At 65.3% G+C, this 25,725-nt stretch carries 24 protein-coding genes; 10 read left to right on the top strand and 14 right to left on the bottom strand.

Features of this window, described 5'->3' with window-relative positions:
- Together AC1C2N_RS01515 and AC1C2N_RS01510 are read right to left on the bottom strand one after the other, a co-directional pair.
- On the bottom strand, positions 1-1,176 hold the full coding sequence (locus tag AC1C2N_RS01515) for a cystathionine gamma-synthase (protein ID WP_495432589.1): 1,176 nt from the start codon (positions 1,174-1,176) through the stop codon (positions 1-3).
- A gap of 10 nt (positions 1,177-1,186) precedes the next feature.
- Entirely contained in the window at positions 1,187-2,554 is a 1,368-nt protein-coding gene (locus AC1C2N_RS01510) for a cystathionine beta-synthase (protein WP_495432588.1), read from the bottom strand.
- 245 nt (positions 2,555-2,799) lie between these two features.
- On the opposite strand from AC1C2N_RS01510, the gene AC1C2N_RS01505 reads away from it, so the two are divergent.
- From AC1C2N_RS01505 to AC1C2N_RS01490, 4 genes are all read left to right on the top strand, one after another.
- Positions 2,800-3,504, top strand: a complete 705-nt coding sequence (locus AC1C2N_RS01505) for a thioredoxin-like domain-containing protein (RefSeq protein ID WP_483405267.1) — start codon at positions 2,800-2,802, stop codon at positions 3,502-3,504.
- 2 nt (positions 3,505-3,506) lie between these two features.
- Positions 3,507-4,229 carry a DUF305 domain-containing protein gene (locus AC1C2N_RS01500; RefSeq protein ID WP_495432587.1) on the top strand — a complete coding sequence of 241 codons (723 nt, stop codon included), beginning with the start codon at positions 3,507-3,509 and terminating at the stop codon, positions 4,227-4,229.
- Between the two features lie 519 nt (positions 4,230-4,748).
- Entirely contained in the window at positions 4,749-5,552 is an 804-nt protein-coding gene (locus tag AC1C2N_RS01495; RefSeq protein WP_495432585.1) for a LysM peptidoglycan-binding domain-containing protein, read from the top strand.
- A 97-nt stretch (positions 5,553-5,649) separates the two neighbouring features.
- Positions 5,650-6,627, top strand: a complete 978-nt coding sequence (locus AC1C2N_RS01490; protein ID WP_495432583.1) for an endonuclease domain-containing protein — start codon at positions 5,650-5,652, stop codon at positions 6,625-6,627.
- 414 nt (positions 6,628-7,041) lie between these two features.
- On the opposite strand, the gene AC1C2N_RS01485 is transcribed toward AC1C2N_RS01490, so the two are convergent.
- The 4 genes from AC1C2N_RS01485 to AC1C2N_RS01470 all read right to left on the bottom strand — a co-directional run bounded on the left by AC1C2N_RS01485 (position 7,042) and on the right by AC1C2N_RS01470 (position 12,398).
- Complete coding sequence (locus tag AC1C2N_RS01485) at positions 7,042-8,931, bottom strand: ABC transporter ATP-binding protein (RefSeq protein ID WP_495432581.1); 1,890 nt, start codon at positions 8,929-8,931, stop codon at positions 7,042-7,044.
- 80 nt (positions 8,932-9,011) lie between these two features.
- Positions 9,012-10,004: a carbohydrate ABC transporter permease gene (locus AC1C2N_RS01480; protein WP_495432580.1), complete on the bottom strand. Its 993-nt coding sequence runs from the start codon at positions 10,002-10,004 to the stop codon at positions 9,012-9,014.
- A complete protein-coding gene (locus tag AC1C2N_RS01475; RefSeq protein WP_495432579.1) occupies positions 10,001-10,972 on the bottom strand; it encodes a carbohydrate ABC transporter permease in 972 nt (323 codons plus the stop codon). The genes AC1C2N_RS01480 and AC1C2N_RS01475 overlap by 4 nt, the downstream gene beginning before the upstream one ends.
- Positions 10,973-11,051: 79 nt before the next feature.
- Positions 11,052-12,398, bottom strand: a complete 1,347-nt coding sequence (locus AC1C2N_RS01470) for an ABC transporter substrate-binding protein (protein ID WP_483405260.1) — start codon at positions 12,396-12,398, stop codon at positions 11,052-11,054.
- Positions 12,399-12,731: 333 nt separating this feature from the next.
- On the opposite strand from AC1C2N_RS01470, the gene AC1C2N_RS01465 reads away from it, so the two are divergent.
- Positions 12,732-13,799, top strand: a complete 1,068-nt coding sequence (locus tag AC1C2N_RS01465) for a LacI family DNA-binding transcriptional regulator (RefSeq protein WP_495432578.1) — start codon at positions 12,732-12,734, stop codon at positions 13,797-13,799.
- A gap of 152 nt (positions 13,800-13,951) precedes the next feature.
- On the opposite strand, the gene rplL is transcribed toward AC1C2N_RS01465, so the two are convergent.
- The 5 genes from rplL to AC1C2N_RS01440 all read right to left on the bottom strand — a co-directional run bounded on the left by rplL (position 13,952) and on the right by AC1C2N_RS01440 (position 18,169).
- Positions 13,952-14,335, bottom strand: a complete 384-nt coding sequence (gene rplL, locus AC1C2N_RS01460) for a 50S ribosomal protein L7/L12 (RefSeq protein ID WP_483405258.1) — start codon at positions 14,333-14,335, stop codon at positions 13,952-13,954.
- Positions 14,336-14,388: 53 nt separating this feature from the next.
- Positions 14,389-14,904, bottom strand: coding sequence for a 50S ribosomal protein L10 (gene rplJ / locus AC1C2N_RS01455; RefSeq protein ID WP_108390152.1), 516 nt, complete (start codon positions 14,902-14,904; stop codon positions 14,389-14,391).
- Positions 14,905-15,171: 267 nt separating this feature from the next.
- Positions 15,172-15,849, bottom strand: a complete 678-nt coding sequence (locus tag AC1C2N_RS01450) for an HAD family hydrolase (protein WP_495432577.1) — start codon at positions 15,847-15,849, stop codon at positions 15,172-15,174.
- 50 nt (positions 15,850-15,899) lie between these two features.
- Positions 15,900-17,414, bottom strand: coding sequence for a sensor histidine kinase (locus tag AC1C2N_RS01445; RefSeq protein ID WP_495432576.1), 1,515 nt, complete (start codon positions 17,412-17,414; stop codon positions 15,900-15,902).
- Positions 17,411-18,169, bottom strand: a complete 759-nt coding sequence (locus tag AC1C2N_RS01440) for a response regulator transcription factor (protein ID WP_483405255.1) — start codon at positions 18,167-18,169, stop codon at positions 17,411-17,413. The genes AC1C2N_RS01445 and AC1C2N_RS01440 overlap by 4 nt, the downstream gene beginning before the upstream one ends.
- A 112-nt stretch (positions 18,170-18,281) precedes the next feature.
- Between AC1C2N_RS01440 and AC1C2N_RS01435 the strand changes: the two genes are divergently transcribed.
- A complete protein-coding gene (locus AC1C2N_RS01435) occupies positions 18,282-19,607 on the top strand; it encodes an acyltransferase family protein (protein WP_495432575.1) in 1,326 nt (441 codons plus the stop codon).
- Between the two features lie 45 nt (positions 19,608-19,652).
- Here AC1C2N_RS01435 and AC1C2N_RS01430 read toward each other — a convergent pair whose 3' ends face one another.
- Positions 19,653-20,492: an NAD-dependent epimerase/dehydratase family protein gene (locus AC1C2N_RS01430; protein WP_495432574.1), complete on the bottom strand. Its 840-nt coding sequence runs from the start codon at positions 20,490-20,492 to the stop codon at positions 19,653-19,655.
- Between the two features lie 67 nt (positions 20,493-20,559).
- On the opposite strand from AC1C2N_RS01430, the gene AC1C2N_RS01425 reads away from it, so the two are divergent.
- The 3 genes from AC1C2N_RS01425 to AC1C2N_RS01415 all read left to right on the top strand — a co-directional run bounded on the left by AC1C2N_RS01425 (position 20,560) and on the right by AC1C2N_RS01415 (position 22,834).
- Positions 20,560-20,820, top strand: coding sequence for a thioredoxin family protein (locus AC1C2N_RS01425; protein WP_483405250.1), 261 nt, complete (start codon positions 20,560-20,562; stop codon positions 20,818-20,820).
- A 131-nt stretch (positions 20,821-20,951) separates the two neighbouring features.
- On the top strand, positions 20,952-21,581 hold the full coding sequence (locus tag AC1C2N_RS01420; RefSeq protein ID WP_108390146.1) for a YqaJ viral recombinase family protein: 630 nt from the start codon (positions 20,952-20,954) through the stop codon (positions 21,579-21,581).
- 233 nt (positions 21,582-21,814) lie between these two features.
- Positions 21,815-22,834 (top strand): NADP-dependent oxidoreductase, encoded by a 1,020-nt coding sequence (locus tag AC1C2N_RS01415; protein ID WP_495432572.1) that lies wholly within the window; start codon positions 21,815-21,817, stop codon positions 22,832-22,834.
- A gap of 32 nt (positions 22,835-22,866) precedes the next feature.
- Here AC1C2N_RS01415 and AC1C2N_RS01410 read toward each other — a convergent pair whose 3' ends face one another.
- Positions 22,867-23,826, bottom strand: a complete 960-nt coding sequence (locus AC1C2N_RS01410) for an ArsR/SmtB family transcription factor (RefSeq protein WP_495432571.1) — start codon at positions 23,824-23,826, stop codon at positions 22,867-22,869.
- Between the two features lie 55 nt (positions 23,827-23,881).
- Here AC1C2N_RS01410 and AC1C2N_RS01405 point away from each other — a divergent pair, with 55 nt between their 5' ends.
- Positions 23,882-25,198 (top strand): MFS transporter, encoded by a 1,317-nt coding sequence (locus tag AC1C2N_RS01405; protein ID WP_495432570.1) that lies wholly within the window; start codon positions 23,882-23,884, stop codon positions 25,196-25,198.
- Here AC1C2N_RS01405 and AC1C2N_RS01400 read toward each other — a convergent pair.
- Entirely contained in the window at positions 25,167-25,709 is a 543-nt protein-coding gene (locus tag AC1C2N_RS01400) for a GNAT family N-acetyltransferase (RefSeq protein WP_495432569.1), read from the bottom strand. The genes AC1C2N_RS01405 and AC1C2N_RS01400 overlap by 32 nt on opposite strands.
- Positions 25,710-25,725 lie beyond the last annotated feature (16 nt).

The raw sequence follows: 25,725 nt of genomic DNA, 5'->3' as shown, positions 1-25,725 counted from the left end.
TCAACGCTTCTTGAGCGCCTTCCCGATCGCCCGGTCCACATCGGCGAGCAGATCGTCAATGGTTTCGAGTCCGACCGAGAGCCGGATCACATTGGCGGGAACCGCGAGTTCGGTTCCGGCGACCGAGGCGTGGGTCATCTCAGCGGGGTAGTTGACCAGCGACTCGACACCGCCAAGCGATTCGGCCAGCTGGAACACCCTGGTGCTCTCGGCGAATCGTCTCGCCACCCGCTCGCCGCCCGCGAAGGCGACGGACAGCATCCCACCGAACCCCGACATCTGGGTCGCCGCAAGCGCGTGACCCGGGTGAGATTCGAGTCCGGGGTAGTACACGGTCTCGACGGCGGAGTGCTCGGCGAAGTACTCGGCAATCGCCTGCGCGCTCTCGCTGTGTCGCTGCACGCGCACGTCGAGGGTCTTGATTCCCCGCGAGGTGAGGAAGGCATCCATCGGCGATGACACGGCACCGGCGGCGAACTGCATGAAGCGCGCCTTCTCGTGCATGTCGTCGTCGTTGAGGACGAGCGCGCCACCGATCACGTCAGAGTGGCCACCGAGGTACTTCGTGGTCGAGTGCACGACGACGTCGGCACCGAGGACCAGCGGCTGCTGGAGGGCCGGTGACGCGAATGTGTTGTCGACGACAACGGTGAGACCGGCGGCGTGGCCGATTTCTGCGAGTTCCGCGATGTCGGTGATTTTCATGAGCGGGTTCGACGGAGTCTCAACCCAGAGGATCTTCGTGTCAGCGGTGATCGCTGACTGCACCGTGCGGAGGTTCGACATGTCGACGACGGTGTGGGTGACCCCCCACGCGCCGAAGATCTTGTTGATCAACCGGTAGGTTCCGCCGTATGCGTCGTTGCCGAGGACGATGTGGTCGCCGGGCTTGAGGATGCCGCGAAGCAGGGCGTCTTCGGCGGCGAGGCCTGACGCGAATGAGATGGCGTGCTTTCCGCCCTCGAGCGCTGCGAGCTGCTCCTCAAGTGCGTTCCGGGTCGGGTTTCCCGCGCGGCCGTACTCGTAGCCGTTGCGCAGCCCGCCGATGTGCGTCTGGACGAACGTCGATGACTGGTAGATCGGCGGGATGACGGCACCGGTCGTCGGGTCGAATTCCTGGCCGGCGTGGATGGCCCGCGTCGCGAACCCGCGCTTCTTCGTGGTCTTGTCGCTCATTCTCGGTCCTCTACTCGCTCAAAAAGGTCAGGAGGTCCTGACGGGTGATGACGGCGTTCGGCTTGCCGTCGTGCATGACCAGGAGAGCGTCGGATGCCTCGAGTGCTGTACGCGCGGATTCGAGCGATTCTCCGGAGCCGATCAGCGGAAGCGGTGCCCGCGTGAGTGTGGAAACGGCATCCGTCACCGTTGCCGAACCGGAGAGGATGCTCTCGAGGAGCGAGCTCTCCGACACCGAACCGATAACCTCACCGAGAACGACGGGCGGTTCGGCGGAGAGCACGGGCAGTGCGGAAACACCGGTCTTCGACAGCAGGGCCGCCGCGCTCTGGACCGTGTCGTCGGGGCGGACGTGTGGCAGGGACTCTGCGGTGTCGCCCTTCGCCAGGACCAGGTCGCCGACCGTTCGTTCGTCGGTCGTTGAACCGATGAAACCGTGCCTGCGCATCCACGTGTCGTTGAAGACCTTCGCGAGGTAGCCGCGTCCGCCGTCGGGCAGGATCACCACGACGACGGCATCTGCGGGGAGGGAGCGGGCTGCCTTGAGCGCGGCAACGACGGCCATGCCGCTCGAGCCGCCGACCAGCAGGCCCTCTTCGAGCGCGAGGCGACGGGTCATGGTGAACGATTCGGCATCCGATACCGCGATGACCTCGTTGACCACGCCCGGGTCATATGCCCCCGGCCACATGTCTTCGCCGACGCCCTCGACGAGGTAGGGCCGGCCGGTGCCGCCGGAGTAGACCGAGCCCTCAGGGTCTGCGCCGATGATGCGAACGCCGCCGTTGGAGACCTCGCGGAGGAATCGCCCAGTACCCGTGATCGTACCCCCGGTGCCAACGCCCATGACGACGTGGGTCACGGTGCCGTCTGTGTCGTTCCAGATCTCGGGGCCGGTGGTCTCGTAGTGGCTGAGCGGGCCGTTCTGGTTGAAGTACTGGTTGGGCTTGAATGCGCCGGGGATTTCGGCGGCGAGTCGGTCGGAGACGCTGTAATAGGACTCGGGCGAATCGGGCGCGACGCTCGTCGGCGTGACGACGACCTGGGCGCCGTACGCGGTCAGTACGTTGCGCTTCTCCTCGCCGACCTTGTCCGGCACGACGAAGATGCACTTGTAGCCGCGCTGCTGGGCGACGAGCGCGAGGCCGACACCGGTGTTGCCGCTCGTCGGTTCGACGATCGTCCCGCCGGGCAACAGGTCTCCGGATGCCTCGGCGGCGTCGATGATGCGCGTCGCGATGCGGTCCTTGATCGAGCCACCCGGATTGAAGTACTCGACCTTCGCGAGCACGGTGGCGGCGATGCCGTCGGTGACGCTGTTGAGCTTGATCAGCGGGGTGTTCCCGACCAGATCGACGATGGTCTCTGCGTACTTCACGGGTTTGTCCATTCGGGGAGTGCGTGCGTGGCCGGGGTCCGGGTCGGGTCGGTCTCGTGACGGGTTATGGCCGTCTTATCGAGCCTAGCCGCTGCTCCGGGAGTGTTACAGGGCGCGCGTGACGCTCGCGGCGGCATCCTCTTCACATAAAGCTGTGAGGATGCGGGCCATACACTATGAAAGGCAGCCCGGCGCACACTCGTGGTCGACCGCTGACCCCGACGATCACCAACGAGAGGCCCACGTTGACCCCCCGAGACGATTCCCCCACAGGCACCGCGAACAAGAGCGGTAACCCGGCGAAGCAGTTGACCATCAAAGAGCAGCGCGCAGAGCAGCGTGCCGCGAAGGTGGAGGCGTTCAAGCGGGAACAGGCCAGAAAGCGCCGCAACAAGCGCATCGGAATCGGAGCCGCCATCATCGGCGGCATTGCCGTCATTGCCCTGCTCGTTACCAGCATCGTGCTGACGATGCCGAAGAACGCCACCTATGAAGCCGGCGGCTCAGGTGCCGAAATCGAGGGCGTCGAGACCTTCAAGAACACGAACAACCACGTGGAGACCACCGTGGAGTACCCGCAGACTCCCCCGGCCGGCGGCGACCACAACCCGGCCTGGCTGAACTGTGGCGTGTACACCGAGCCTCAGCAGAACGAGAACGCCGTGCACTCGCTCGAGCACGGGGCTGTCTGGGTCACCTATGACCCGTCGATCTCCGACGAGGAACTCGACGCGCTCAAGGAAAAGGTCCCGTCCACCTATGCGATCCTCTCTCCGTTCGAGGGCCTCCCGACGCCCATCGTTCTCTCCGCCTGGAACGCGCAGCTCCAGGTCGACGAAGCCTCTGACGAGCGCATCGGCGAGTTCTTCGAGGAGTACTGGCAGAGCGAGAACGTCCCCGAGGTCGGCGCTGCGTGCACCGGCGCTATCGACGGACCGGGCAAGGCGTAATTTTGGCGGCAGCTGAACTGACTGACCTCGAGACGGATGCCGCGGCATCCGTCTCGAGACCAGATCCGACTCCCCGGCGCCGGTCACCCCTCGCACTGCTGGTCGTCGGTCTCGTCGCGGTTGTCATCGTGGGCATCGTCGCGTTCTCAGTGGGACGGCTGTCAACGCTCGGCGACCCGACCCCGACGACGGAGAGCGCCGAAGCCGGTTTCGCGCGCGATATGCAGACGCACCACAACCAGGGCGTTGAACTGGCGATGATCATCCGTGACCTCACGGATGATGCCGAGGTTCGGTTGCTCGCCTACGACATCGCGACGACGCAGTCTGCGCAGTCGGGCATGATGAAGGGCTGGCTCAACGTGTGGGGGCTGTCCGGGTTCTCGTCGGAGCCCCCGATGACGTGGATGACGACGCCGACGCTGGACGGGGACGGGCACAACCACGGTTCCGGCGACAGCGCGCACAAGCCAGGTGAACCGATGCCGGGGCTGGCCACGCCCGAGCAGATTGCCGAGCTCAAGGGTCTCAGCGGTGTCGCGGCCGAGCGCCTGTTTCTCGAGCTCATGATCGAGCACCACAAGGGCGCCATCGAGATGGCCGAAGCTGTGCTCGACCGGAGCACGAACTCGACGGTGCGGACCTTCGCCACCGGAGTGGTGAAGAGCCAGGACGCGGAGATCGACCTCATGACGTCCATGCTCGAGGAGCGGCCGGCGCCGTAGCTGCCTGCGCCCCGGCGCGCCCGCACCGCACCGCCCGGCATCCGTTCGGCTGTCACAAACGCACGCCATAACGCTCCACCGCGTGCATTTGCGACCACCGAACCGCCGCACCGCCCCACCGTCGTGCCCCTGTGCCCCCGCGCCACGGCATCCGTTCGCGTTCTCGTCGCCGCAGCGCCGCCCTCGTCCGTCACAAACGCCCGCCTCCCTCTGCAAAACCCGACACTCACGCCAGACGAACCCCGCACCCGACCCCGCGGTGCCGGTCATCCGTCACAAACGCCCGCCTCCCTCTTCAAAACCCAACACTCACGCCAGACGAACCCCCGCACCCCACCTTGCAGCGCCAGTCATCCGTCACAAACGCCCGCCTCCGTCTGCAAAACCCAACACTCACGCCAGACGAACCCCGCACCCGCCGTCGCCACCACCCCCGATCGCGTGCTCGCGAAGTGCCGGAGCGCTGCACTAGTCTCTGCTCACAGCGACGGGCGATAGCCGTCGGCCCGAGAGGACTCCGTGGGAACAAAACGTCAGGGCGTCGCCGCCGCGTGCGCGGTGATCGTTTCGTCCGCCCTCCTCCTTTGCGCGTGCAGTTTTGCGAGCGACCCGCAATCGTCACCGGTGGCGCTGGCCTCGCCGAAGACATCCGTTGTCCCCACACCGACGGCATCGACTGCCCCGCCGGAGCTCGAACTCGGAGCGGTGGTCGCAACAGGGCATCTCGTCGGTGACCCGCTCATTTCTGGTGACGTCGACGTCCGAGTCGGGCGCAAAGGGGCGTTCGCACTCCACCTGCTGAACTTCACGTCCGAACATCCCGGCGAAATCTCTCTCGGCGTGTCACCACGGACTGTGGAACCGGGCACCAAGTGCACCAGCTCGATCATGACGATGGACTATGGTAACCCAGCCCAGTACGCGGAACCGGTTTTCCCTCTCCTGGAAGACTTCACACACGGCGATCCGACCTTCCTCCGCACTGTTCTCATCAAACTGTTCGACCCGGTTGCGTTCGCAGACGGATGCTATGTCTCGGTGCTGTCGAGTGCGGTCCTCACGTGGACCCTGCCCGACATGCGCCCCGGCCTGGTTGTGGCAGACTCCGGCAAAACCGGCGGCGCGAACGGCGACGTGACACTCGTCGACGGCATTCCCGTGACATATACCGTCGCGCCCGATGATGTCGCGGCAGAGGTCGCGGCGCGATTAGGCATCACGGTGGACGACCTCTTTTACCTCAACCCGACCCGCACGACGAACATCGAATACCCCCTGTTTCAAATTGGAGAAGTTCTCAACATCAGCAAGGCCCACCGGTAGGCCGAGAGCTGCCTCCCACTTTTCCACAAGCACTTCCCCTCTCCACAGTTCCCGCACATGACGAACTCACTCGTTCATCAGCTGGAACCATGAGCGCATGCGTACCCCACGACCGCTTCCCGTTGAGCTGCCTCCCGCGTTCACGTATGCCCACGCCCGCATGCTGGGCGTCGGTAGATCACGGCTCGAGGCCCACGATCTCGAGCGGCCGTTCCATGGAGTACTGGCGCGAGTGGAGACCACCACAACCGACATGATTGACACCGACCCGGCAGAGCGGGCGCGAACTGACATTGAGCGTCTGGCTCGCGCGTACGCGACACGGATGCCTCCGGTCGAATTCTTTAGTCACCGTACGGCCGCGATTCTCTGGGGCGTGCCACTTCCCGTCAGCGGCGGTGATCAGCTCGTCGATGTGTCCGTCCATCGACCACGCCGGGCCCCTCGCGGTAAAGGAGTACGCGGGCATGAGCTGGACCCACGACTCGTCCACCTCACCGTCCGCGACGGCCTCCGCCTCACAACGCCGGCCTCGACGTGGGCGAGCCTCGGTCGACTCCTTCATCCCTACGATCTGGTCGCGGCGGGTGACGCAATCGTGTGCCAACGCACCTCCGCAGGCGGAAGCGGTTTTGGGCAGGCACCGCTCGCAACGCTGGACCAGCTTCGCGCAGCAATCGATGCCGGTCGACGCCCCGGGGTCGGCGCTCTCCGCGACGCGTTCGGTCGCATCCGCACCCGCTCCTGGTCGCGGCTCGAGACCTGGGTGCGGCTCATCCTGGTCGATGCAGGCCTTCCGGAACCCGCACTCAATTACGACGCATACGACGACGCGGGCAATTTCCTGGGATGCATCGACCTTGCCTACCCGGAACTCAAGATCGCCATCGAATACGAGGGCGCGCACCACTGGCAAACGGCCGAGCAGTTCCACCGTGACATCGACCGGCTGAATCGTCTCATCGAAGCCGGGTGGCGGATCGTGCGACTGACGAGTCGCCACGTCTTCTCTACCCCGTCCGAGGTCGTGCGGCGGGTGTCCCTGGCCCGTGCGCAGCGGGGCGCCACCGCGTGAAACGACGGGCGAACGAAGCGTCGAACCCGCAACGCTGGCCCATCCGACGCAAATGCATGCAACAACCCAAACTTCCGGACATATGCGACGGACGAACGAAGCGTCGAACCCCAACGCCAGCCCATCCGACGCAAATGCACGCAACGACCCGCACATCTCCCCATATGCGACGGACGAACGGACGTGCGCACCCGCAGCGCCAGCCCATCCGACGCGAATGCCCGCAACGACCCGCACATCCCCACATATGCGACGGGCGAACGAAGCGTCGCACCCGCAACGCCGGCCCATCCGCCGCAGATGCCCGCAACGACCCAAACTTCCCCACATATGCGACGGACGAACGGACGTCCGCACCCGCAACGCCAGCCCATCCGCCGCAAGTGCACGCGCGGCAGGGCACAACAGAGTCGCTCACTCCACGAGCGCGCGCCCTCCGAGCTGCTCCTCGAACATCCGTGCGTACGTGCCGCCCCGCGCGAGCAGTTCCGCGTGCGTCCCCTTCTCGGCGACCCGCCCCGCCTCGATCACGAAGATCACGTCGGCCTTCACGATCGTGGACAGCCGGTGCGCGATCGCGATCGTGGTCCGACCAGCGGATGCCGCCTCCAGCGCGCGCTGGACGACCCGCTCCGAGATCGTGTCCAGGGCGCTTGTCGCCTCATCGAGCACCAGCACGGCGGGGTCCTTCAACATCACCCGGGCGATCGCGATCCGCTGCTTCTCACCACCGGAGAGGCGGTACCCACGCTCCCCCACCACCGTGGCGTAGCCGTCTTCGAACGACGCGATCGTCTCGTGGATGTTCGCAGCACGTGCCGCCGCTTCGAGTTCTGCGTCCGTGGCATCCGGTTTCGCGTATCGGAGATTCTCGGCGATCGTCGCGTGGAAGAGATAGGTCTCCTGGCTGACGATCCCAATGTTCGAGACGAGCGACTCGGCCTGCAGGTCACGCACGTCGGTGCCGGCAAACAGCACTCGCCCCCCTGTCGCGTCGTAGAAACGCGGAACCAGGTACGACACTGTGGTCTTGCCCGCCCCACTCGGACCAACGAAAGCCGCGAACTGGCCCGGCTCGATCGAGAACGACACGTTGTCGAGAGTGGGCCGCGAGTCGTCGGCTGCGTCGGGGTACCGGAAGGTCACGCCCTCAAACTCGACGCTGCCCAGCCGCGGGTTCGCGCGCGATACCGGCACGGCATCCGGCCGGTCGGCGATCGACGGGGTGAGATCGAGGTACTCGAAGATCCGGGCAAAGAGAGCTCCGGATGTCTGCAGGTCAAGTCCGACCCGCATCAGGGCCATGAGCGGAAACAGCAGTCGCGACTGCACGGTCGTGAACGCGACGATCGCCCCCGCGGTGATATCCGCAGCGCCGCCGGAGACCAGCAGCCCGGCGACCAGGTAGACGATGGCCGGGATCGACGACAGGAAGATGTTGACCATCGCGAAGAACCACTGGCCGCTCATGGTCTGCTTCACCTGCAGGTCGACCTGCTCCTCATTCGCTCCGCTGTACCGCTGAATCTCGGCCGGCTGCTGGTTGAAGCTCTTCGACAGCAGCACGCCGGACACGCTCAGGGTCTCCTGCGTGATGGCCGTCATGTCGGAGAGCGACTCCTGCGTCTTAGTCGCGATACGCGCACGCACCTGCCCGACGCGACGCTGCGCGATCACGAGGATCGGCATGAGGATGAGCGCGACGATCGTCAACTGCCAGTTGATCAGCACCATGGCGACGAACGCGGCGATCACGGTGACCGTGTTGCCGAGCACGCTCGAGATCGTGTTGCTCAGCGCTCCGGCCACCCCACCGACGTCGTTTTGCAGCCGCGACTGGATCACGCCGGTTTTGGTGCGCGTGAAGAAGCTCAGCTCCATCGCCTGAAGCTTACGGAACAGGGAGACCCGCAGTTCGCCCATCACCGTGTTGCCGACGGTCGCCGTCAACCAGGTCTGCCACACACCGAGCCCGGTCGCGACCACAAAGATCCCGATCATGATCGCGACGATGCGGGTGAGCGCGGGCAGGTCAGGGCCGCCCTCCGGCGGGAACAAGCCGACATCGAAGGCCTGCTCGACCAGCAGCGGCGGGATGACGCTGAGCGCCGCCCCGATCAGAACCAGAATCACCGTGAGCGTGATCTTTGCCCGGTGCGGCGCGAACAGAGCCATCACCCGTTTGAAGAGGTGGGGCACACGTGGGGCGCTCGCGTTTACCGCACGCTGCGCCTCTTCGTCACCGCCACCGCGCATCCGTCCGCCGCCAGCTCCACTTCCGCCACCGCGGCCATGCATACTCATAAAATCACCCTAAGCCCGGCATACGACGTGCGGATGCCGGGCTTAGGGTGATCAATCAAACGGATGACCGTGCTGCGGAGTTATCCCTTCGTCGCGCCGGCCAGAAGCCCGCGAACGAAGTACCGCTGGAGGCTGAAGAAGACGATCAGCGGAATGATGAGCGACACGAACGCCGCGGCGGTCAGTCGCTGCCAGTCCTGCCCTCGCGTACCGGTCAACTCGGCCAGCCTCTGTGTCAGCGGCGCGACATCCGGTGTGCCGCCGGAGAAGATCAGCGCGACAAGCAGGTCGTTCCACACCCAGAGGAACTGGAAGATCGCCACCGATGCGATCGCCGGCAGCGCGAGCGGCAGGACGATCCGGAAGAAGATCTGGCCGGGGCTCGCACCGTCGACGCGTGCTGCCTCGATGACCTCGCCCGGGATCTCCGAGATGAAGTTGTGCAGCAGGAAGATGATGAGCGGCAGACCGAACATCGTGTGCGCGATCCAGACGGGCAGGTAGTTCTGCTCGGGAATCATCGGAATGACCTCGTGCAGGCCTTCCTGCAGCGGCCGCAGGAAGGTGGTGAACATCTGCAGCAGCGGCAGGAGCGCCATCTGAAGCGGGACGATCTGCAGCGCGAAGATCAGGATGAACAGCCAGTTCGAGCCCTTGAACTTCATCCACGCAAAGGCATATGCCGCCATCGCGCCGAGGATCAGCGGGAAGATCGTGCCAGGGATCGCGATCGCCAGCGAGTTCACAAAATAGGAACCAAGCTGCGGCGACGACGCCGATGACGACAGGAGTACTTCCTGGTAGTTCTCGAGGGTGAAGCCCGGGTTCTGGAAGATCGTCCACCAGCCCGTCGACTGGATGAGCTCCGCCGGCCGGAACGACGAGACGAAGAGCCCAAAGGTCGGGATCGTCCAGATGACGGCGATGATCAGGGCGGCAAACGTTGCACCGCGCGAGGTGAGCCGACGCTTGACGCGTTTCGATTTGGTGCCGAGATCGATCGCTTCACCGCGCTCGATTTGTTCGAGGGCTTCAGCGTTGCCCGTCGTGGGAATGATCGGTGTGCTGCTCATCGGATTTCCCTCTGCTGCTTCATGAGCCTGATGTTGTAGATGACGATCGGGAGGACCAGGACGAACAGAACGAGCGCGAGGGCTGAGCCTCGCCCCGGCTCTGCGGCCCGGAACGCCTGGGTGTACATCTCATTGGCGATGACGCTGGTGTTGAAGTTTCCCGCCGTCATGGTTCGAACGATGTCGAACACCTTGAGCGTCGCAATCGAGATTGTCGTGATGACCACAACGAGCGAGCCACGGATGCCGGGCAGGGTCACGTTGGTGAACCTCTGCCATGCGTTCGTGCCATCAATCTCGGCGGCCTCGAGTTGCTCCACCGGAACCGCCTTGATCGCGGCGGACAGCACGACCATGGCGAACCCGGTCTGGATCCAGATCATGACGATGAGAAGAAGGAACGTATTGATCGGCGAGGTCTGCAGCCACTGAACCGGCTCGCCTCCGAACCAGATCACGATCTGGTTGAGCAGGCCGATCTGTTCGTCGCCCGACTGGCGGTAGTCGTAAACGAACTTCCAGATGATTCCGGCGCCGACCATGGAGATCGCCATGGGCATGAACACGAGGGCCTTGAAGAACTTCTCACCCCGCGACTTATCGATGAACACGGCGTAGGCGAGGCCGACGATGGTGGACACCGTCGGGACCAGGAGCACCCAGATCACCGTGTTGAGGAGCGTGCTCAGGATCGCTGGCTGAGTGAACATCCACACGAAGTTGTCGATGCCGTTGAAGTCGCCCTGGTTGTTGGTGAACGCAAGGAGGCTCGTGCGGATGGCCGGATAGATCAGGCCGAGCAGGACGAGGATAAACGCCGGGGCGAGGAAGACGACGAGCTGAACCCAGTCTTTGCCACGCTTCGGAGCCTTGTCGAGGAAGAAGAACAGCAGGCCAACGATGGCGGCGAAAATCGCGAGGCCACCCACAACCTGGATGATTTTGCCGATGAGGTCAGCGGTCGTCATGAAACAACGCCTTTCGGAACGAGGGAAATCAAGGGCGAGGCCACCGTGAGGCGACCTCGCCCTTGAGAGGCGGTATCAGCTAGTCCTGCGGCCAGCTGGCTTCGATCGTGTCCACGGTCTCCTGGGTGCTGTCCCCGGAAACCCAGGCAACGATGCCCTTGAAGAACGAGTCGGCGCCAACGGCAGCCGGCATCAGGTCGGATCCGTCGAAGCGGAAGACCGTGTCTTCGCCCTGGAGGATCTCGATGCTCTCCTTGAGCACGTCGCTTGACGCGTTCTCCGGGTCAAGTCCCTTGTTCGCGCTGATCACACCGCCGAGTGAAACCCGGATGTTTGCCCAGGTGTCGCTCGAGAGGTAGGTACGGACGGCGTCAACTTCTTCGCCCTCGTTGAAGGCAACGGGGAACTCGCCGCCACCGGTGACAGCGGTTTCGCCGCCGGCCTCAACCGAAGGAAGGAGGAAAGCGAAGACGTCTCCGTCGGGGCTGACCTCGGTTCCCTCGGGCCAGAAGCCCTCGTAGAACGATGCCTGGTGGTGCAGTGAGCACTCGCCGTCGAGGATCGGAAGACCACCGTCAGCCATCTCGGTGGAGATGACGCTTGACACGTCACCGAGGCCACCGTTGACCATGTCGGGGTTCTTGATGATCTCACCGACAGCATCGAATGCTGCAACGATCTGCGGGTCGTTGAACGGGATCTCGTGGTTGATCCACTGGTCGTACACGTCAGCGCCAGCATGGCGGAGCACGTAGTCTTCAACCCAGTCGGTTCCCGGCCAGCCGGTGGCGTCGCCCGAGCCGAATCCAACGCACCACGGCTTCTGGCCGTCTGCGACGATCTGCTCGCTCAGAGCCGTGAGCTCGTCGAGGGTCTCGGGGACTTCGTAGCCCTTCTCCTCGAACTCGGTCGGTGAGTACCAGACGAAGCCCTTGACGCTGGCCATCAACGGCGCTGCGTAGAACGTCCCGTCGTAGCTGCCGTAGGTCTTCCAGTCTTCGCCCCAGAACTCGTCGACGTTGGCTTCAACGGCCTCAGGTGCCGGCTGGAGCCAGCCGCCGGTAGCGAGTCGCTGCAGCAAGCCTGGCTGCGGCACGATTCCGATGTCGGGTGCGTTGCCAGCCTCGGCAAGCACCGCGATCTGCGCTTCGAATTCCTTGGTGCCCTGGTACGAGATGTCGATGCCCGTGCAGGTCTCGAAGTCACTCCATGACTCGAGGAGACGGTCGGCCTCGGCGTCAACGATCGTTCCGCTGATGCTGACCTCGCTGCCGTCGAAGGTTCCGTACGTCTCATAGTCGGAGCAGTCCGTGTTCTCCTTGTCGCCTGCGGCGACGTCGCCGGTGCAACCGGTCAGTGCCAGGCCGAGAATGCTCGCCGCTGCAAGCGGCGCGAGCACCCGGCGATGGGTTTTCTTCAAGCTCATCTGTGTCTCCTCGTTGAGTGTGATCGTGAGGCGAGTTCGTCGCCTCAGCACTGCAGGTGCGGGTCCGGCGCCACATAGGGAACCGGTTCCATGCACAAACTACGGCACACCGGCGAGATGCACAAGCCGGGCTTGTCCGACGCTTATCGGCACGTGTTCGCGCTCTCACGGCTATCGCTGTCGCGCTGAGGCGACACTCGCTGTGACGCGGGGATGGCCGGGACACCCCGCTTTGTGTAACCGGTTCCATAAGGCCCGTCTATGGGCTAGCCTGTGACCGACCGCATCCCCCAGCGAGGGTGGGTCCCTCTTTCACCGGCGATCGGAGGCCCAGTGTCGAGTGCCATCGCTGATGTTGCCGCCAGGGCCGGGGTGTCGAAGGCCACGGCGTCGCGTGCGCTCTCCGGCAACGGTTATGTCGCGGAGGCAACCAGGCTGCGCGTGATCGCTGCCGCCGAGGAGATCGGTTACGTCGCGTCCTCGAACGCCGCGAGCCTCGTGACCGGGCAGACCAAAAACATCGGCGTCGTCATGCCGTTCATCAACCGGTGGTTCTTCGGCGAGGTCCTCGACGGGATCGAACAGGCGCTCCTTGAGCGCGGGTATGACATGACCCTGTACAACCTGCACGCCGGCTCCCCCGACCGTCAGCGGGTCTTCGACTTCTTTCTCGCTCGCAAGCGCTTCGACGGCATCATTCTGATCGGCGTTGAACCGACCGAGGCAGAACACCAGGCACTCACCAGACTCGCGATCCCACTCGTCGGGATCGGATTCCCGACCGACGGCATCCCGACGCTTGCGATGGATGACAGGGGCGCAGCCAGAAGAGCCACCGAGCACCTGATCAGCCTCGGGCATCGCCGCATTGTCCATATCGGGGGCGAGGATGCCGATGAGTCAGAATGCTCCGTGGCCGCGCAACGGTCCGCCGGCTACCGCGAGGCGATGGCCGCCGTTGGTCTGAAGTCCGAGTCAAGGATCGAAACGACGATCATGAGCCTGCCCGGCGGTTACGACGCAGGCGCGAACATTTTGAGCAGTGCCCAGCGGCGGCCAACGGCAGTGTTTGCCGCCTGCGACGAGATCGCCATTGGGACAATGATCGCTGCGAGGCGACTCGGGCTCCGCGTGCCGGACGATCTCTCGGTCATCGGCATCGACGGCCACGAGTACGCCGAAATGTTCTCGCTGACCACGATCGAGCAACGCCCGTGCCAGCAGGGCGGCGACGCGGTCACAGCGCTTCTCGACGCGATCGCCGGAAACGCGGTACAAGCCGCCGTTATCGACGTTCCCGCCCGCCTGATCGTCCGAACCAGCACTGCACCGTTTGCCCCGGCGCGGACCGGGCTGCCCGCTGTCGTCGAGCGGGCGCCTGCAGGACCACAGTCGGCTTAACAAACGAATGACGCCGCTCCGTGAGGAGCGACGTCATTCGGTTCGACCCTGACGGATGCCGAAGCACACGTGTCAGGGACGGTGGAGCATTTCGACCGCGCAGAACTATCCGCGCGGGTCACGCCACAAGTAAGAGCCCCGAGGGGCGCAAATTACTTGAGGTTGACGGTTGCGCCGGCTTCTTCGAGAGCAGCCTTTGCCTTCTCGGCGGTCTCCTTGTTTGCACCTTCGAGAACGGGTCCCGGTGCACCATCGACGACGGCCTTGGCCTCGCCGAGGCCGAGCGAGGTGAGCTCGCGGACAGCCTTGATGACCTGGATCTTCTTGTCGCCGACAGCCTCGAGGATGACGTCGAAGGAGTCCTTCTCTTCAACCTCTTCTGCAGCAGCACCGGCAGCAGCCGGTCCAGCAACAGCGACGGGTGCAGCCGCGGTGACCTCGAAGGTCTCCTCGAATGCCTTGACGAACTCGCTGAGCTCGATGAGCGTGAGTCCCTTGAACTGCTCAAGCAGCTCTTCAGTTGACAGCTTTGCCATGATTTTCTCCCTTAGATTTCTTTGGTCTACTCACCGCTGTCCCAGGTCTGAACCTAGGAAGCGGACTCCTGCTTCTCACGCAGCGCGTCGACCGTGCGAACGGCCTTCGACAGCGGTGCGTTGAACAGATATGCGGCTCCGAACAGCGAGGCCTTGAAGGCGCCGGCAAGCTTGCCGAGCAGAACTTCGCGGGACTCGAGGTCGGCGAGCTTGCCTACCTCTTCGGCGGTCAGAGGGTTACCGTCAAAGTAACCGCCCTTGATCACCAGGAGAGGGTTTGCCTTGGAGAAGTCGCGCATGCTCTTCGCAACGGTGACAGGGTCTCCGTGAACGAAAGCGATGGCCGACGGACCAACGAGCTCTTCGTCAAACGACGAAATGCCCGCGTTGTTCGCGGCAATCTTGGTCAGCGTGTTCTTCACCACGGCGTAGGTTGCGTCCGCACTGATGTTCTTGCGCAGCGTCTTGAGCTGGGCAACAGTGAGGCCGCGGTACTCGGTCAGCAGAACGGCGGTCGAGCTCTGGAATTTCTCCGTGAGTTCGGCAACCGAGGCTTCCTTGTTCGCCATAGCCACTCCTTGATTAGTCTTCCTCGCACCGCGGAGGCGATGCGAGCCAAAAGGGGCAGTCGGTTTTCGGCAAAAAAAGAGCTCCGGCGCAAGCGCACGGAGCATTTTGAGAGAATCTCTAAGAATGTTTCGTTCACCTGCGCGGGTTGTCTCAGCTGAGAACCTTCGATCGGATGCACACTTGCGCGAGCACGCCGAAAACCTGCGGTCTTTGGTTTTGTCCCAGCTTATGGCATCCGCTTCACTTCGCCAAATCGCGTGCTGTCGTCAGGCGAGCGGGCTGAGCGACAACTCACGCAGCAGGGCGGCGGGGTCGTCGTAGACGGCAATGGCGCCGGCCGAGAGCAGTTCAGCCGAACTAAAACCGCCGGACAGCAGGCCGACCGTACGGACGCCGGCGCGCGATGCCGCAATGCAGTCCCAAACGGAATCACCGACGAACACCGCCTCACCTGCGTCCACTCCGGCTTTCTTGAGTGCGATCTCGACGATCGACGGGTCGGGCTTGGCGGTCTCGACATCGTCGGCGTTGGTGGTGGCGTCGATGGCGTCATCGACGTCGAGCTTGCCGGTCAGGATCTCCAGCTCGTCCTCGGGCGCTGAGGTCGCAAGCACGATCCTGAGGCCACGGCCGTGAAGTTCACGGAGGAGGTCCCGCGCCCCGTCGAGCGGACGCAAGCGATCGGCGAGTTCCTTGTAGTACTGCGAGTGCAGGTCTTTGGCACGATCACCGAGTTCGTCGACTTTGTCACCCAGCAGCGCTTCGAGCAGCTTCGCGGAGTCCAGGCCGATCGCGCGGTGGATGCGCCACGACGAGACTTCGGCACCGACGTCGGCGAAGGCGTGCGCCCAGGCCTCGACGTGCAGGTAGTTGGAATCGACGAGGGTGCCGTCGATGTCAAACAGAACGGCGCTCGGGGACGTGGCTGGTGCGGCTTCGGTCAATGGATTCTCCTCCGGTTCGCCGCAACTGTAGCGCGACGCGATCCTCCTCGTCAGGGGATTGCGCCAGCCGCGTCCTTTCCGTCAGTGACGGGCGCGGTGCCCTGATCGGCGAGGGGCAGGCGGATGCAGAATCGGGTGCGACCCGGCGCCGACTCGACGGCGACGGTACCGCCGTGTGCCTCGATGACGCCGCGGGCAATGGCGAGCCCGAGCCCGGTTCCGCCTGACGCGCGCTGTCTGGACGAGTCCCCGCGCACAAACCGCTCGAACACCGACCCGAGCAGGGCCGGGTCGATGCCGGGGCCGTTGTCTGTGACGGTGATCTCGGCGGTGTCCCCGTCGACGGAGAGGGCAGTGACCACTCGGGTTCCATCCGGGGTGTGCACTCGCGCGTTCCCGAGGAGGTTTGCGACGACCTGGAACAGGCGCTGCGCATCACCAAGAACGACCACATCCCGGCCGGGCAGTTCGAGTTGCCAGTCGTGGCCTGACGCCGCCGCTCTGGCGTCGTTGACGACCGAGGACACCAGCGCGCTGAGTTCGACCGGGTCCTTTGCCAGTTCCCGCCCCTCGTCGAGCCGCGCGAGCAGCAGCAGGTCTTCGACGATTGCGGTCATCCGCACAGCCTCCGACTCGATCCGGCCCAGGGCATATGCGGCATCCTCCGGGAGTTCCTCGCCTGACCGTCGGGTCAGCTCGGCATATCCGCGGATCGACGCGAGCGGGGTGCGCAGTTCGTGGCTGGCATCCGACACGAAGGTTCTGACCTTGTTCTCGGATGCCTGGCGAGCGGAGAGCGCGGCGGCGACGTGACCGAGCATCCGGTTAATCGACGCACCAACCCGCCCGACTTCGGTGTCGGGGTCGGCGTCCTCAGGTGGCACTCGGACGGCGAGCGCGACCTCGCCGCGGTCAAGCGGCAGTTCTGACACGGCGGTCGCCGTATTCGCCACCCGGTCGAGCGGGCGAAGCGCGAGCCGCACGATGACGTACGAGGCCGCACCGGCGACGACGAGAACGCCCAGCGTGATCGCACCGATCACGGCAATGAGCTGCCCGAGAGTGAACTCGAGGTCTGCGAGCGGAAGTCCAACGATCATCACGCCGTCCCCCGCCTCGACCGCCACCACCCGGTAGGAACCGAGCTCACCGCCGAGGTCAATCGACTCCGGCTGACCGCCCATGCTCACGGTCAGCAGCGTCTCCACCTGTCCCGCCGTCAGCGGCTGCAGGTCGCCGGCGTCGTCGAGGTAGCCGGCGTAGCGCACCGCTCCCCCGGAGATGATCGCGCCGAGCGTGCCCGCGGACTGCCCGGGCACCCCGATGAACTCGGGCACCGGCGGTTGCCCCCTCGGGGACATCGGGCCATCGTTGCCGCGGCGCGCTTCCTCGGCGCCGTACGACCGCGAGGTCGCGGCCGTCAACTGCGCGTCGACACGGTCGAGCAGCACCGTCCGCACGCTCACCACGCTCGCGAAGCCGATGATCACCGCGGCGAGCGCCAGCAACGCGACGACAGCGACGACGAGACGTCCCCGCAACGTCCACCGCGACATCCGTTTCATGGCGTCGTCTCGGCCGCCTTGAGCATGTATCCGGCCCCGCGAACCGTGTGGATCATCGGCGGACGTCCGGCGTCGATCTTCTTGCGCAGATAGGAAATGTAGATCTCGACGACGCTCGCCCTGCCCTCGAAGTCGTAGCTCCACACCCGATCGAGGATCTGCGCCTTGGAGAGGACGCGCCGCGGGTTGCGCATGAGGAAGCGGAGGAGTTCGAATTCGGTCGCGGTCAGTTCGATCGGGGTGCCGCCGCGCGAGACTTCATGGCTGTCTTCGTCGAGCGTGAGGTCACCGACGGTGATGACGGGGCCACCGGTCGCACCGGTGAGCGTTGAACGCCGGATCAGCGCGCGCAGGCGGGCAACGAGTTCCTCGAGGCTGAACGGTTTCGTCACGTAGTCGTCTCCGCCGGCGGTGAGGCCGGCGATCCGGTCGTCGAGCGCGTCCTTCGCCGTGAGGAACAGCACCGGGACGTCGTCGCCCTGTTCGCGCAGGCGGTGCAGCACGCTCAGCCCGTCGATGTCGGGAAGCATGATGTCGAGCACGATGGCGTCTGGCCGGAACTCGCGCGCAACGTCGAGTGCCTTTCGGCCGGTGGCTGCCGTGCGGGTCTCCCAGCCCTCATAGCGAAGCGCCATCTTCAGCAGGTCGGTCAGGCTGCTCTCGTCATCGACGACGAGCACGCGGATGGCACTGCCATCTGCTCGCTTCAGGGGTACGGATGCCGCTGGCAGCGAAGAAGACTCGAAAGCGCTCATATTTCCAGTATCCGCCCGTTGCTATGAGCCACCTATGAGCAATCTTGGGGGATCCCGTGGCCCCTGTTCGTGTCGCTACACCCGTGGCTGAGCCGCCCACTATTCTCGGGGCATGACCCGCTCCGTCGACGTGGCCAGCCGCACAGTTCCAGCGGGTCGCGACCTCACACTTGACCTTGCCCGCGTGTTCTGCGTGGTGCTCGTCGTTTTCGTCCACATCCTGTTCACGGGGGTCGGGCGCGACGCAAACGGATCGCTCCTGATCGAAAGGACCGTGGAGTTCCAGCCATGGTTCAACGCCGCGACCTGGATCGCGAACATCATGCCGCTGTTCTTCGTGGTCGGCGGCTACGCGGCGAGAGCAGGCTGGCGATCCGCCGTTGCGAAAGGCACGACCGCCGATCAATTCGTGCGCGTTCGCCTGGCGCGCCTCGCTCGCCCGGCGCTCGTCGTTTTCGTCTTCTTCACCGTCGTTCTCGGCGCTGCCGGAGCCCTGGGCATCGACCCTGAACTGGTCGACGCCATAGCGATCGGGGTCGGTTCGCCGCTGTGGTTCCTCGCCGCGTACATGATCGTCCAGGCGCTCGCGCCGGTGATGATGCGGTGGCACGACCGGTACGGCGGGTGGGTGCTCCTGGCGTTGTTCGCTGCGGCGCTGGCGACTGACGGCATCCGCTTCGTTGTGGCTGGCGGCCTTCTCGGCATCGACCGGCTTCCGCCGACCGGATATGAGATCGGGCAGGAGCTCTTCGGCATCCCCAACGTCGCTTTCGTCTGGCTCTTCGCCAGCCAGGTCGGCTTTTTCCTCTACGACGGCTGGTTCGCGAAGCGCCGGTGGTGGCAGCTCCTCCTGCTGGTTGGCGCCGGCTACGTCGCCGTGTGGCAGCTGGTTGCCCTCGGCGGCTATTCGGTGAGCATGCTCGGCAACCAGTGGCCGCCGACCGCGCCCATGGCAGTGTTCGCCGTCATTCAGGCGGCGGCTTTGACCCTGCTGCACACACCACTGACCGCGATGATGCGCACGCGAGCGGCGCAGGGTGCCGTGTTCCTCGTCGGATCGCGGTTGATGACGGTTTACCTCTGGCACCTGCCGATGATTATGGTGCTCATCGGCATCCAGCTGCTCCTGCCACTCCCGTTGCCTGAGCCGGGGAGCGCCGCATGGTGGTGGACGCGGCTCCCGTTCTTCGTCCTGGTTCTCGGGGCCGTGTGGGTTCTGTCGCTCTGGCTGATCAGGTTCGAGAAGGTGCCACCTTTGGGTGCCCCGCGTATCGCGGCGCCGTGGGCCACTCCGGTCGCCGTTTTACTTTTCGTACTGCCCATTCTGGCGATCACGGCGTACGGACTGGACTTCCCGCTCGCCGCGATCGCACTTGGAGCCTGTGCTGCGGCACTGTGGCTGACGGGATCAGAGCGCACCGCCATCCCCCGCGGGTGAGTGCGCGGCCCGCCGACAGCCGCGCACCCACCAGTGCGGCTTCGGTCAGTCGCGCCAGGAGTGCTGCGGGTCGTACCCGAGCACCCGTCGTGCCTTGTCGATCGACAGCAGTGTGTCGTTCGTCCCCAGCTCGCGCGTCACGGGAACGTCGGGGAAGACCTCGGCGACGAGTTCGTCGTTCGGGCGTGACATGACAGTGTCCGCCGCCGCGATGATGAACCGGTCGAAGCCCGTGGTGTCGAGCTCGAGGGCGCGCTCAACCGCCTGGGCACCGTCCCGTCCGTCGATGTAGCCCCACAGGTTCCACTTCCGCAGCGACGCGTCAGAGTCAAAGTCAGGGAACTCCGCGTAATCCTCGGGATTCATCACGTTCGAGAACCGGAGCGCAATGATCTTGAGGTCGGGGTTCCACCGCACGAGCTCGATCGCCATCTGCTCTTCGAGGTGCTTGACCAGCGAGTAAGTGCTCTCCGGCCGTGCCGCGTACTCCTCATCGATGGGAATGTACGGCGGGGGCGTTTCAAACGGCAGGCCGAGAACCGTCTCGCTCGACGCGTAGACGATGTTGCGGATGCCGGCGCGAATAGCACCACTCATCACGTTGTAACTCGCGAGGATGTTGTTGGAGAACGTCGCCACGTTGCTCGCCAGCCCGGCGGCCGGGATCGCGGCGAGGTGAACGACAGCATCGAATCCCGAGTGCCTGTCGTCGACACCGAGCAGTGCGTCGAGGGTCTGACCGTAGTCGGTGAGGTCGACGCGCACGAATCCGGGCCCACGCTCCCCCGTCATGTCGAGGTTGATGACGACGTGCCCCGCGGCGCGCAGTTCGCGGACGACGGTGCGTCCCAGTTTTCCGGATCCACCGGTAACAGCAATTCTCATGGGCCCATTCTGTTGCAGTTGGGGCATCGGGGGTATGGGTGGCGCTCGGGCGTGGTTGAGTGTAAGCATGCAACTCGTCCTTTACACCTCGTCGTTCTGCACCCCGTGCGCCCGCGCCCGAGAGGTGCTCGCCGAAGCCGAACGCGTCGTGCCCAAAGCCAGGGTGGTCGAGCGTGACGTCGCCATCGAGAATGCGAAGGCGGCGGATGACGGCATCCGCCTCACCCCGACGGTTCTCGTCCTCGACGACACGGGCAAGGAAGTCTTCCGCGCGACGGGGGTTCCCACGCTCAACCAGGTGCTCCGGGCCGCAGCCAAGGCGCTCTGACGCTCCGGACCGGGTGCTCGGGCTGAGTCAGCCGGCCGGACCCGCGCGGTCCAGAAACCGACCGCCCCGATAAGGCGCGCCGACAGGGTGCCGGTGGCGGGAGCATCCGCCCGGCCGAGGCACAATAGAGTGTGACTTCCAGCCATCTTGACCGCCTCGTTGCCGATTCATCGGACCGGGTGGCCTGGCTCAGGGCTCGCTCTCGCGGCATCACCGCGACGGATGTGGCCCGGCTCTCGAGCGCGAAGTCGATCGACGCCGTCGCCACCGAGAAGCTCGGCGGCGGTCCCGGCTTCTCCGGGAACGCCTACACCGACCACGGTCGGGCGCGCGAACCTGAGATTGCTCGCTGGGTGGCCGCGACCCACGGCATTTCGCCGTCGTCGGCGCTCTTCCACGCGGAGATCGAGAAGCGTCACCTCGCGACCCCTGACGGCCTCGCCGTATCAACGTCGGGTGCGCTTGTGCTCGCCGAGATCAAGACAACGACCAAGCCGTGGTCGAGCGTTCCCCGCAACTACCTGCGTCAGATCTGGTGGCAGCAGTACGTGCTCGGGGCAGAGCGAACCCTCGTGGTCTGGGAACAGCACGCGAACTTCGTGCCGGTCGGCGAGGAACCGATGTGCCGCTGGATCGACCGCGACGAGAAGCAGATCAACCAGCTGGTCGGACTCGCCAACAACCTCATCGACGAGTTGCACCGCAGAACCACACGCGTGTCGCGGTACCTCGTGCACGACGACCCGTACGACATCCCCTGATCCCTGGTCCGTCGCGGCCCTCCCTGTTCGCGACCGCTGCACGTCCATGCCCGCGCTGCAGATGTTTATGTAGCGCAGGCATGGATCTGGAGCGCTCGCGGGACGATTGTTTGCTGGGTGGGAACTCGGCCGTAACACCACTGACTCATTGTGGGCGTTAGCTGTAAACAGAGCAACAACGACAGGGGACAGAGATGCGTGAGGGTGTGGGGATTGCGTGGCAGACTCGGGGCATGACTGGATCATCTGATGCGTCCCCGGCGGGAGCATCAGCCCCGCCCGCGATTCCCGAAACCATGCGCGCGGCGGTCATCGATGCCACCGGCGACGCAAGTGCATTGCACGAGGCCACTGTCCCCGTCCCGTCCGCGTACAACTCCGAGTTCATCGTGCAGGTCGTGGCCGCCGGCATCAACCCCATCGACGCGAAGACGCGGGCCGGACGCGGCGTCTCTGCCGGCATCCCGAGCTTTCCCGCCGTGCTCGGCTTCGATTTCAGCGGTGTCGTCGTGAAGTCACCGTATGAGGCGCACCCGTTCGCCCCGGGCACCGAGGTGTACGGCATGACCATGGTTCCGCGCACCTCGGGCAGCTACGCGCAATTCGTCGCCGTGTCCAGCCTGTCCGTCGCGAAGAAACCAGCGGCGCTCTCGCACGTCGAAGCCGCCGGTGTGCCGCTGGCCGCGCTGACCGCCTGGGGAATGGTCGTCGAGGTCGCCAAGGCCCACCAGGGCCAGCGCATCCTCATTCACGCAGCGAGCGGCGGCGTCGGGCACTTCGCCCTGCAGTTCGCCAAGTATTTCGGTGCGCACGTCATAGCGACAGGATCGAGCCGCAACCAGGAATGGCTGAGAGAGCTTGGCGCCGATGAGGTCATCGACCACGGGACGACCCGATTCGAGGATGCCGTCAGCAATGTCGACGTCGTCATCGACCTGATCGGAAATGTCAGCGACAACACGGGCTCGCGCTCTCTCGGTGTGCTGCGCGATGGCGGTCTCATCGTCAATGCGCCGACCGGCAGCTGGCCGACCTTCCTCGCCGAGGCCGCTGCCGCGGGAATGCGCGCGACGACGTTCAAGGTCGCGCCGGACGGCGACAGCCTTTCCACCATCTCCCGCCTGCTCGAGTCGGGGGATGTTCGCGTGTTCGTCGACCAGGTTTTCGATCTCGGCAACGCCGCCGAGGCGCACGAGGCACTCGAGTCCGGGCATACCCGCGGCAAGATCGTGCTCACGATTCCCGCACACTGACGGCTGCGCCACACAAGCGCCGCGTCCGGGCGTCAGCTCGCGCGTTCCGAGAGCGCCTGCCCGAGTTCGCTGCGGAAGTAGAGAACGCTGTGTCCGTGCCTCGTCGACGTCACGAGCCCCGTGTCCGCGAGTACACGCAGGTGCTGGTTGACCGCCGAGGTGGAGATGCCAAACCTGATCCCGAGCTCGGTCGATGACGCCGGCGAGCCCAGCGCCCTGAGCAGCGCCGTTCGCCGGGGGCCGATGAGGCTGACGAGAGCACCCTCCGGTGCCAGGGTCTCTGGCTCCCACATCGCGCCCTGACCGCGCGTGGGGTACATGACAAGCGGGGCCTGCCCGGCCTCGACCGGCGCCGACGCCCGCCGGGTGAACATCGTCGGGACGAGGGTGAGACCGAGGCCACCCGTGTACTCGGTCCGGCTCTCCGGTGCGGCAAGGGCGATAGACACCACTCCGTTCTCATAGGTCACCGCCGATGAGACACCGTTGAGCATGACGGCGAGCCCGTCGAGCGCCACGACACGGCCCCTGTGCACGATGTCGGACTCCAGGATCGCCCGCATCCGGGGCCAGTGCGGGCGGAAGCACGCGTCCCAGTACTCCCGGAGGGCGCTCACCATCCGCCGGATAGCCCGGTCAGGCGGCCCGGCAAACACCGGAGGCAACTCCGGGTGCACCGAGAGCACCCCGCGCAAGAAATCGGCAGCCGGGAGCGCCTCGAGCCGGGCGAGTTCGTTCTCGATTCGTGTGAGGGGCGAGTCCGGCCGCGGGTTGAGGAAGTCAGGTGTCCACAACCGGTCGTTGACCAGCGCCGCGAGCACCTCGGTGTCGAGGGAGCGCCTCGCGTCTTCTGTTCGAATAACCCACGGCAGCTGCAGCGGGTAGCGCCCGGGATCCCGGATCGACCGCAGCGAGAGACCGAGCTCGCACAGCGGCGAGATTCCGAACCGCACGCCACCGAGATCGGACTCGCTGAGTTCATACCGCAACATGTAGCCATACGCTACATCACTAACGGATGCCGTTCCGCGCATGGGAGAAAGGAACGTGAGCGCACCACCACCCAGCAACGCCCCCTCCCTCCCCGACACCACACCGATCCCGGACGGCATCCGTCGTCGTGATCGCAGATGGTTCGCTTCGATCACGCAGGATCCCGTTCTGAGTCGGCTTGTGCTCGCCACCCTCGTTTCGACTCTGGGCCGTGGCGTGTTTCTCACGCTCACCGTCCTGTACTTCACCCTCATCGTGGAGCTGCCCGCGATCGAGGTCGCCCTGCTTCTCACGATCTCGAGCGCCATCGGAGTGGGAACGTCTTATCTCGGCGGCCACCTCGCCGACCGGTTCAGCGCCAGGCGCCTCGCCGTCTGGCTGGTGCTCATCGAAGCCGTTGCGCTCGCGTGCTATCCATTGGCGACCTCATTCCCCGTGGCACTCGCCGTCGCGTGTGTCGTCACGGCAACCGCGAGTGCCGCGCACTCCACTCGCGGCGCGATCATCGCCCGCGCCTTCACCGGGCAGGGCAGGGTGGGCGCCCGCGCCGTGCTCCGCACCGTCACGAACATCGGCATCTCGCTCGGCAGCGCCGCCGGCGGAATCGCACTGCTGCTCGCCACCCCGACGGCCTACCGAAGCGTGATGGTGATCGCTGCGGTCCTGACGGGAGCGAGCGCGTTTGTGCTCGCTCGCCTGCCAAAATCCGTCGACGCCCCGCAGCACGACCCGACGAGCGACGTGCCCCGCCCGGTGCGGGGGCGCTCACCGTTCCGAAATCCGACCTACCTCGCGCTCACTGTGCTCTCCGGCGTGTTTGGCATGCAGTTCGGTGTTGCCGAGGTTGGCCTGCCGCTGTGGATCGTCCACGACACCCGGGCACCAAGTGCTGTGTACTCGCTCCTGCTCATCCTCAACACGGTCCTCGTGATCGCATTCCAGGTGCGGCTCTCCCGTGGCACCCACGATGTCGCGCACGCCGGAAAGATCTCGGTGCTCGCCGGCATCCTCATGGTTGTCGCCTGCGGTCTCTACGCCGGGTCCGCTGACGTCGCCATCGGCGTCGCCATCGCCCTCCTCGTGCTCGCCATGGTCGTGCACTCCTTCGCCGAGATCCTCTCGAGTGCCAGCAACTGGGGGCTGAGCTTCGAGCTCGCGGACCAGTCCCGCGCAGGCGCGTATCAGGGGGTCTTCGCCATGGGCTATTCGCTCGGCGCCATGGCCGCGCCGCTCGTCATCAGCGCGACCGTGCTCACCCACGGCACGATGGGCTGGCTGGTTCTCGGTACGGTCTTCCTGCTGTCAGCGCTGGGAATCAACCTGCTCGCGCGACACCACCTCACGACGGCCCTGCCAGTGCCCGTTCCATGACGAAGTCGCTGTGGAGCTCCGGACCGAGGGAGAACTTCTTCTCGCCAACGATGGCGAACCCGCTCTTCTCGTAGAACCGGATCGCCCTGGCGTTGAGCTGGTTGACCCCGAGCCAGATGCCCGCTGCACCCCGTTCTCGCGCTGCGTCGAGCGTGGCCGTCATCAGCGCCGCCGCCACGCCCCTGCCGTGAACCCCCGGCCGGGCGTAGGCCTTGCTGAGTTCGATGGTCGGCCTGATCGTCACCGCAGCGGCGACGTCGGGGTCGGTCGGCTCCCCGCCGATGAGCATCATGTATCCCACCGGCCCACTGTCATCCTCGGCCAGCAGGATGCCACGGTTGCCGTCGTCGAGGTACCGATCGAAGCTCCGCTCCGTCAGATTGCCGGCGATGTACTCGGCGATCGCCTCCGGCGCGCTGCCGGGAGGGCAGGCGAGCGGAAACGTGACGGCAGCGAGCTCCCCCAGCCCCGTGGCATCCGTCGGTTGGGCACGTCGAACAGTCAGGGTCATCCCGGTATTTTATGGA

The sequence above is a fragment of the Mycetocola sp. Y791 genome, from assembly GCF_059445325.1.
This window is presented reverse-complemented; position numbering and strand designations above follow the sequence as displayed.

Coding starts and splice junctions, on each gene's coding strand:
- AC1C2N_RS01515 (WP_495432589.1), bottom strand. CDS start 1,176: ATGAGCGACAAGACCACGAAGAAGCGCGGGTTCGCGACGCGGGCCATC.
- AC1C2N_RS01490 (WP_495432583.1), top strand. CDS start 5,650: ATGCGTACCCCACGACCGCTTCCCGTTGAGCTGCCTCCCGCGTTCACG.
- AC1C2N_RS01485 (WP_495432581.1), bottom strand. CDS start 8,931: ATGAGTATGCATGGCCGCGGTGGCGGAAGTGGAGCTGGCGGCGGACGG.
- AC1C2N_RS01480 (WP_495432580.1), bottom strand. CDS start 10,004: ATGAGCAGCACACCGATCATTCCCACGACGGGCAACGCTGAAGCCCTC.
- AC1C2N_RS01475 (WP_495432579.1), bottom strand. CDS start 10,972: ATGACGACCGCTGACCTCATCGGCAAAATCATCCAGGTTGTGGGTGGC.
- AC1C2N_RS01470 (WP_483405260.1), bottom strand. CDS start 12,398: ATGAGCTTGAAGAAAACCCATCGCCGGGTGCTCGCGCCGCTTGCAGCG.
- rplL (WP_483405258.1), bottom strand. CDS start 14,335: ATGGCAAAGCTGTCAACTGAAGAGCTGCTTGAGCAGTTCAAGGGACTC.
- rplJ (WP_108390152.1), bottom strand. CDS start 14,904: ATGGCGAACAAGGAAGCCTCGGTTGCCGAACTCACGGAGAAATTCCAG.
- AC1C2N_RS01445 (WP_495432576.1), bottom strand. CDS start 17,414: ATGAAACGGATGTCGCGGTGGACGTTGCGGGGACGTCTCGTCGTCGCT.
- AC1C2N_RS01440 (WP_483405255.1), bottom strand. CDS start 18,169: ATGAGCGCTTTCGAGTCTTCTTCGCTGCCAGCGGCATCCGTACCCCTG.
- AC1C2N_RS01435 (WP_495432575.1), top strand. CDS start 18,282: ATGACCCGCTCCGTCGACGTGGCCAGCCGCACAGTTCCAGCGGGTCGC.
- AC1C2N_RS01430 (WP_495432574.1), bottom strand. CDS start 20,492: ATGAGAATTGCTGTTACCGGTGGATCCGGAAAACTGGGACGCACCGTC.
- AC1C2N_RS01425 (WP_483405250.1), top strand. CDS start 20,560: ATGCAACTCGTCCTTTACACCTCGTCGTTCTGCACCCCGTGCGCCCGC.
- AC1C2N_RS01415 (WP_495432572.1), top strand. CDS start 21,815: ATGACTGGATCATCTGATGCGTCCCCGGCGGGAGCATCAGCCCCGCCC.
- AC1C2N_RS01410 (WP_495432571.1), bottom strand. CDS start 23,826: ATGTTGCGGTATGAACTCAGCGAGTCCGATCTCGGTGGCGTGCGGTTC.
- AC1C2N_RS01400 (WP_495432569.1), bottom strand. CDS start 25,709: ATGACCCTGACTGTTCGACGTGCCCAACCGACGGATGCCACGGGGCTG.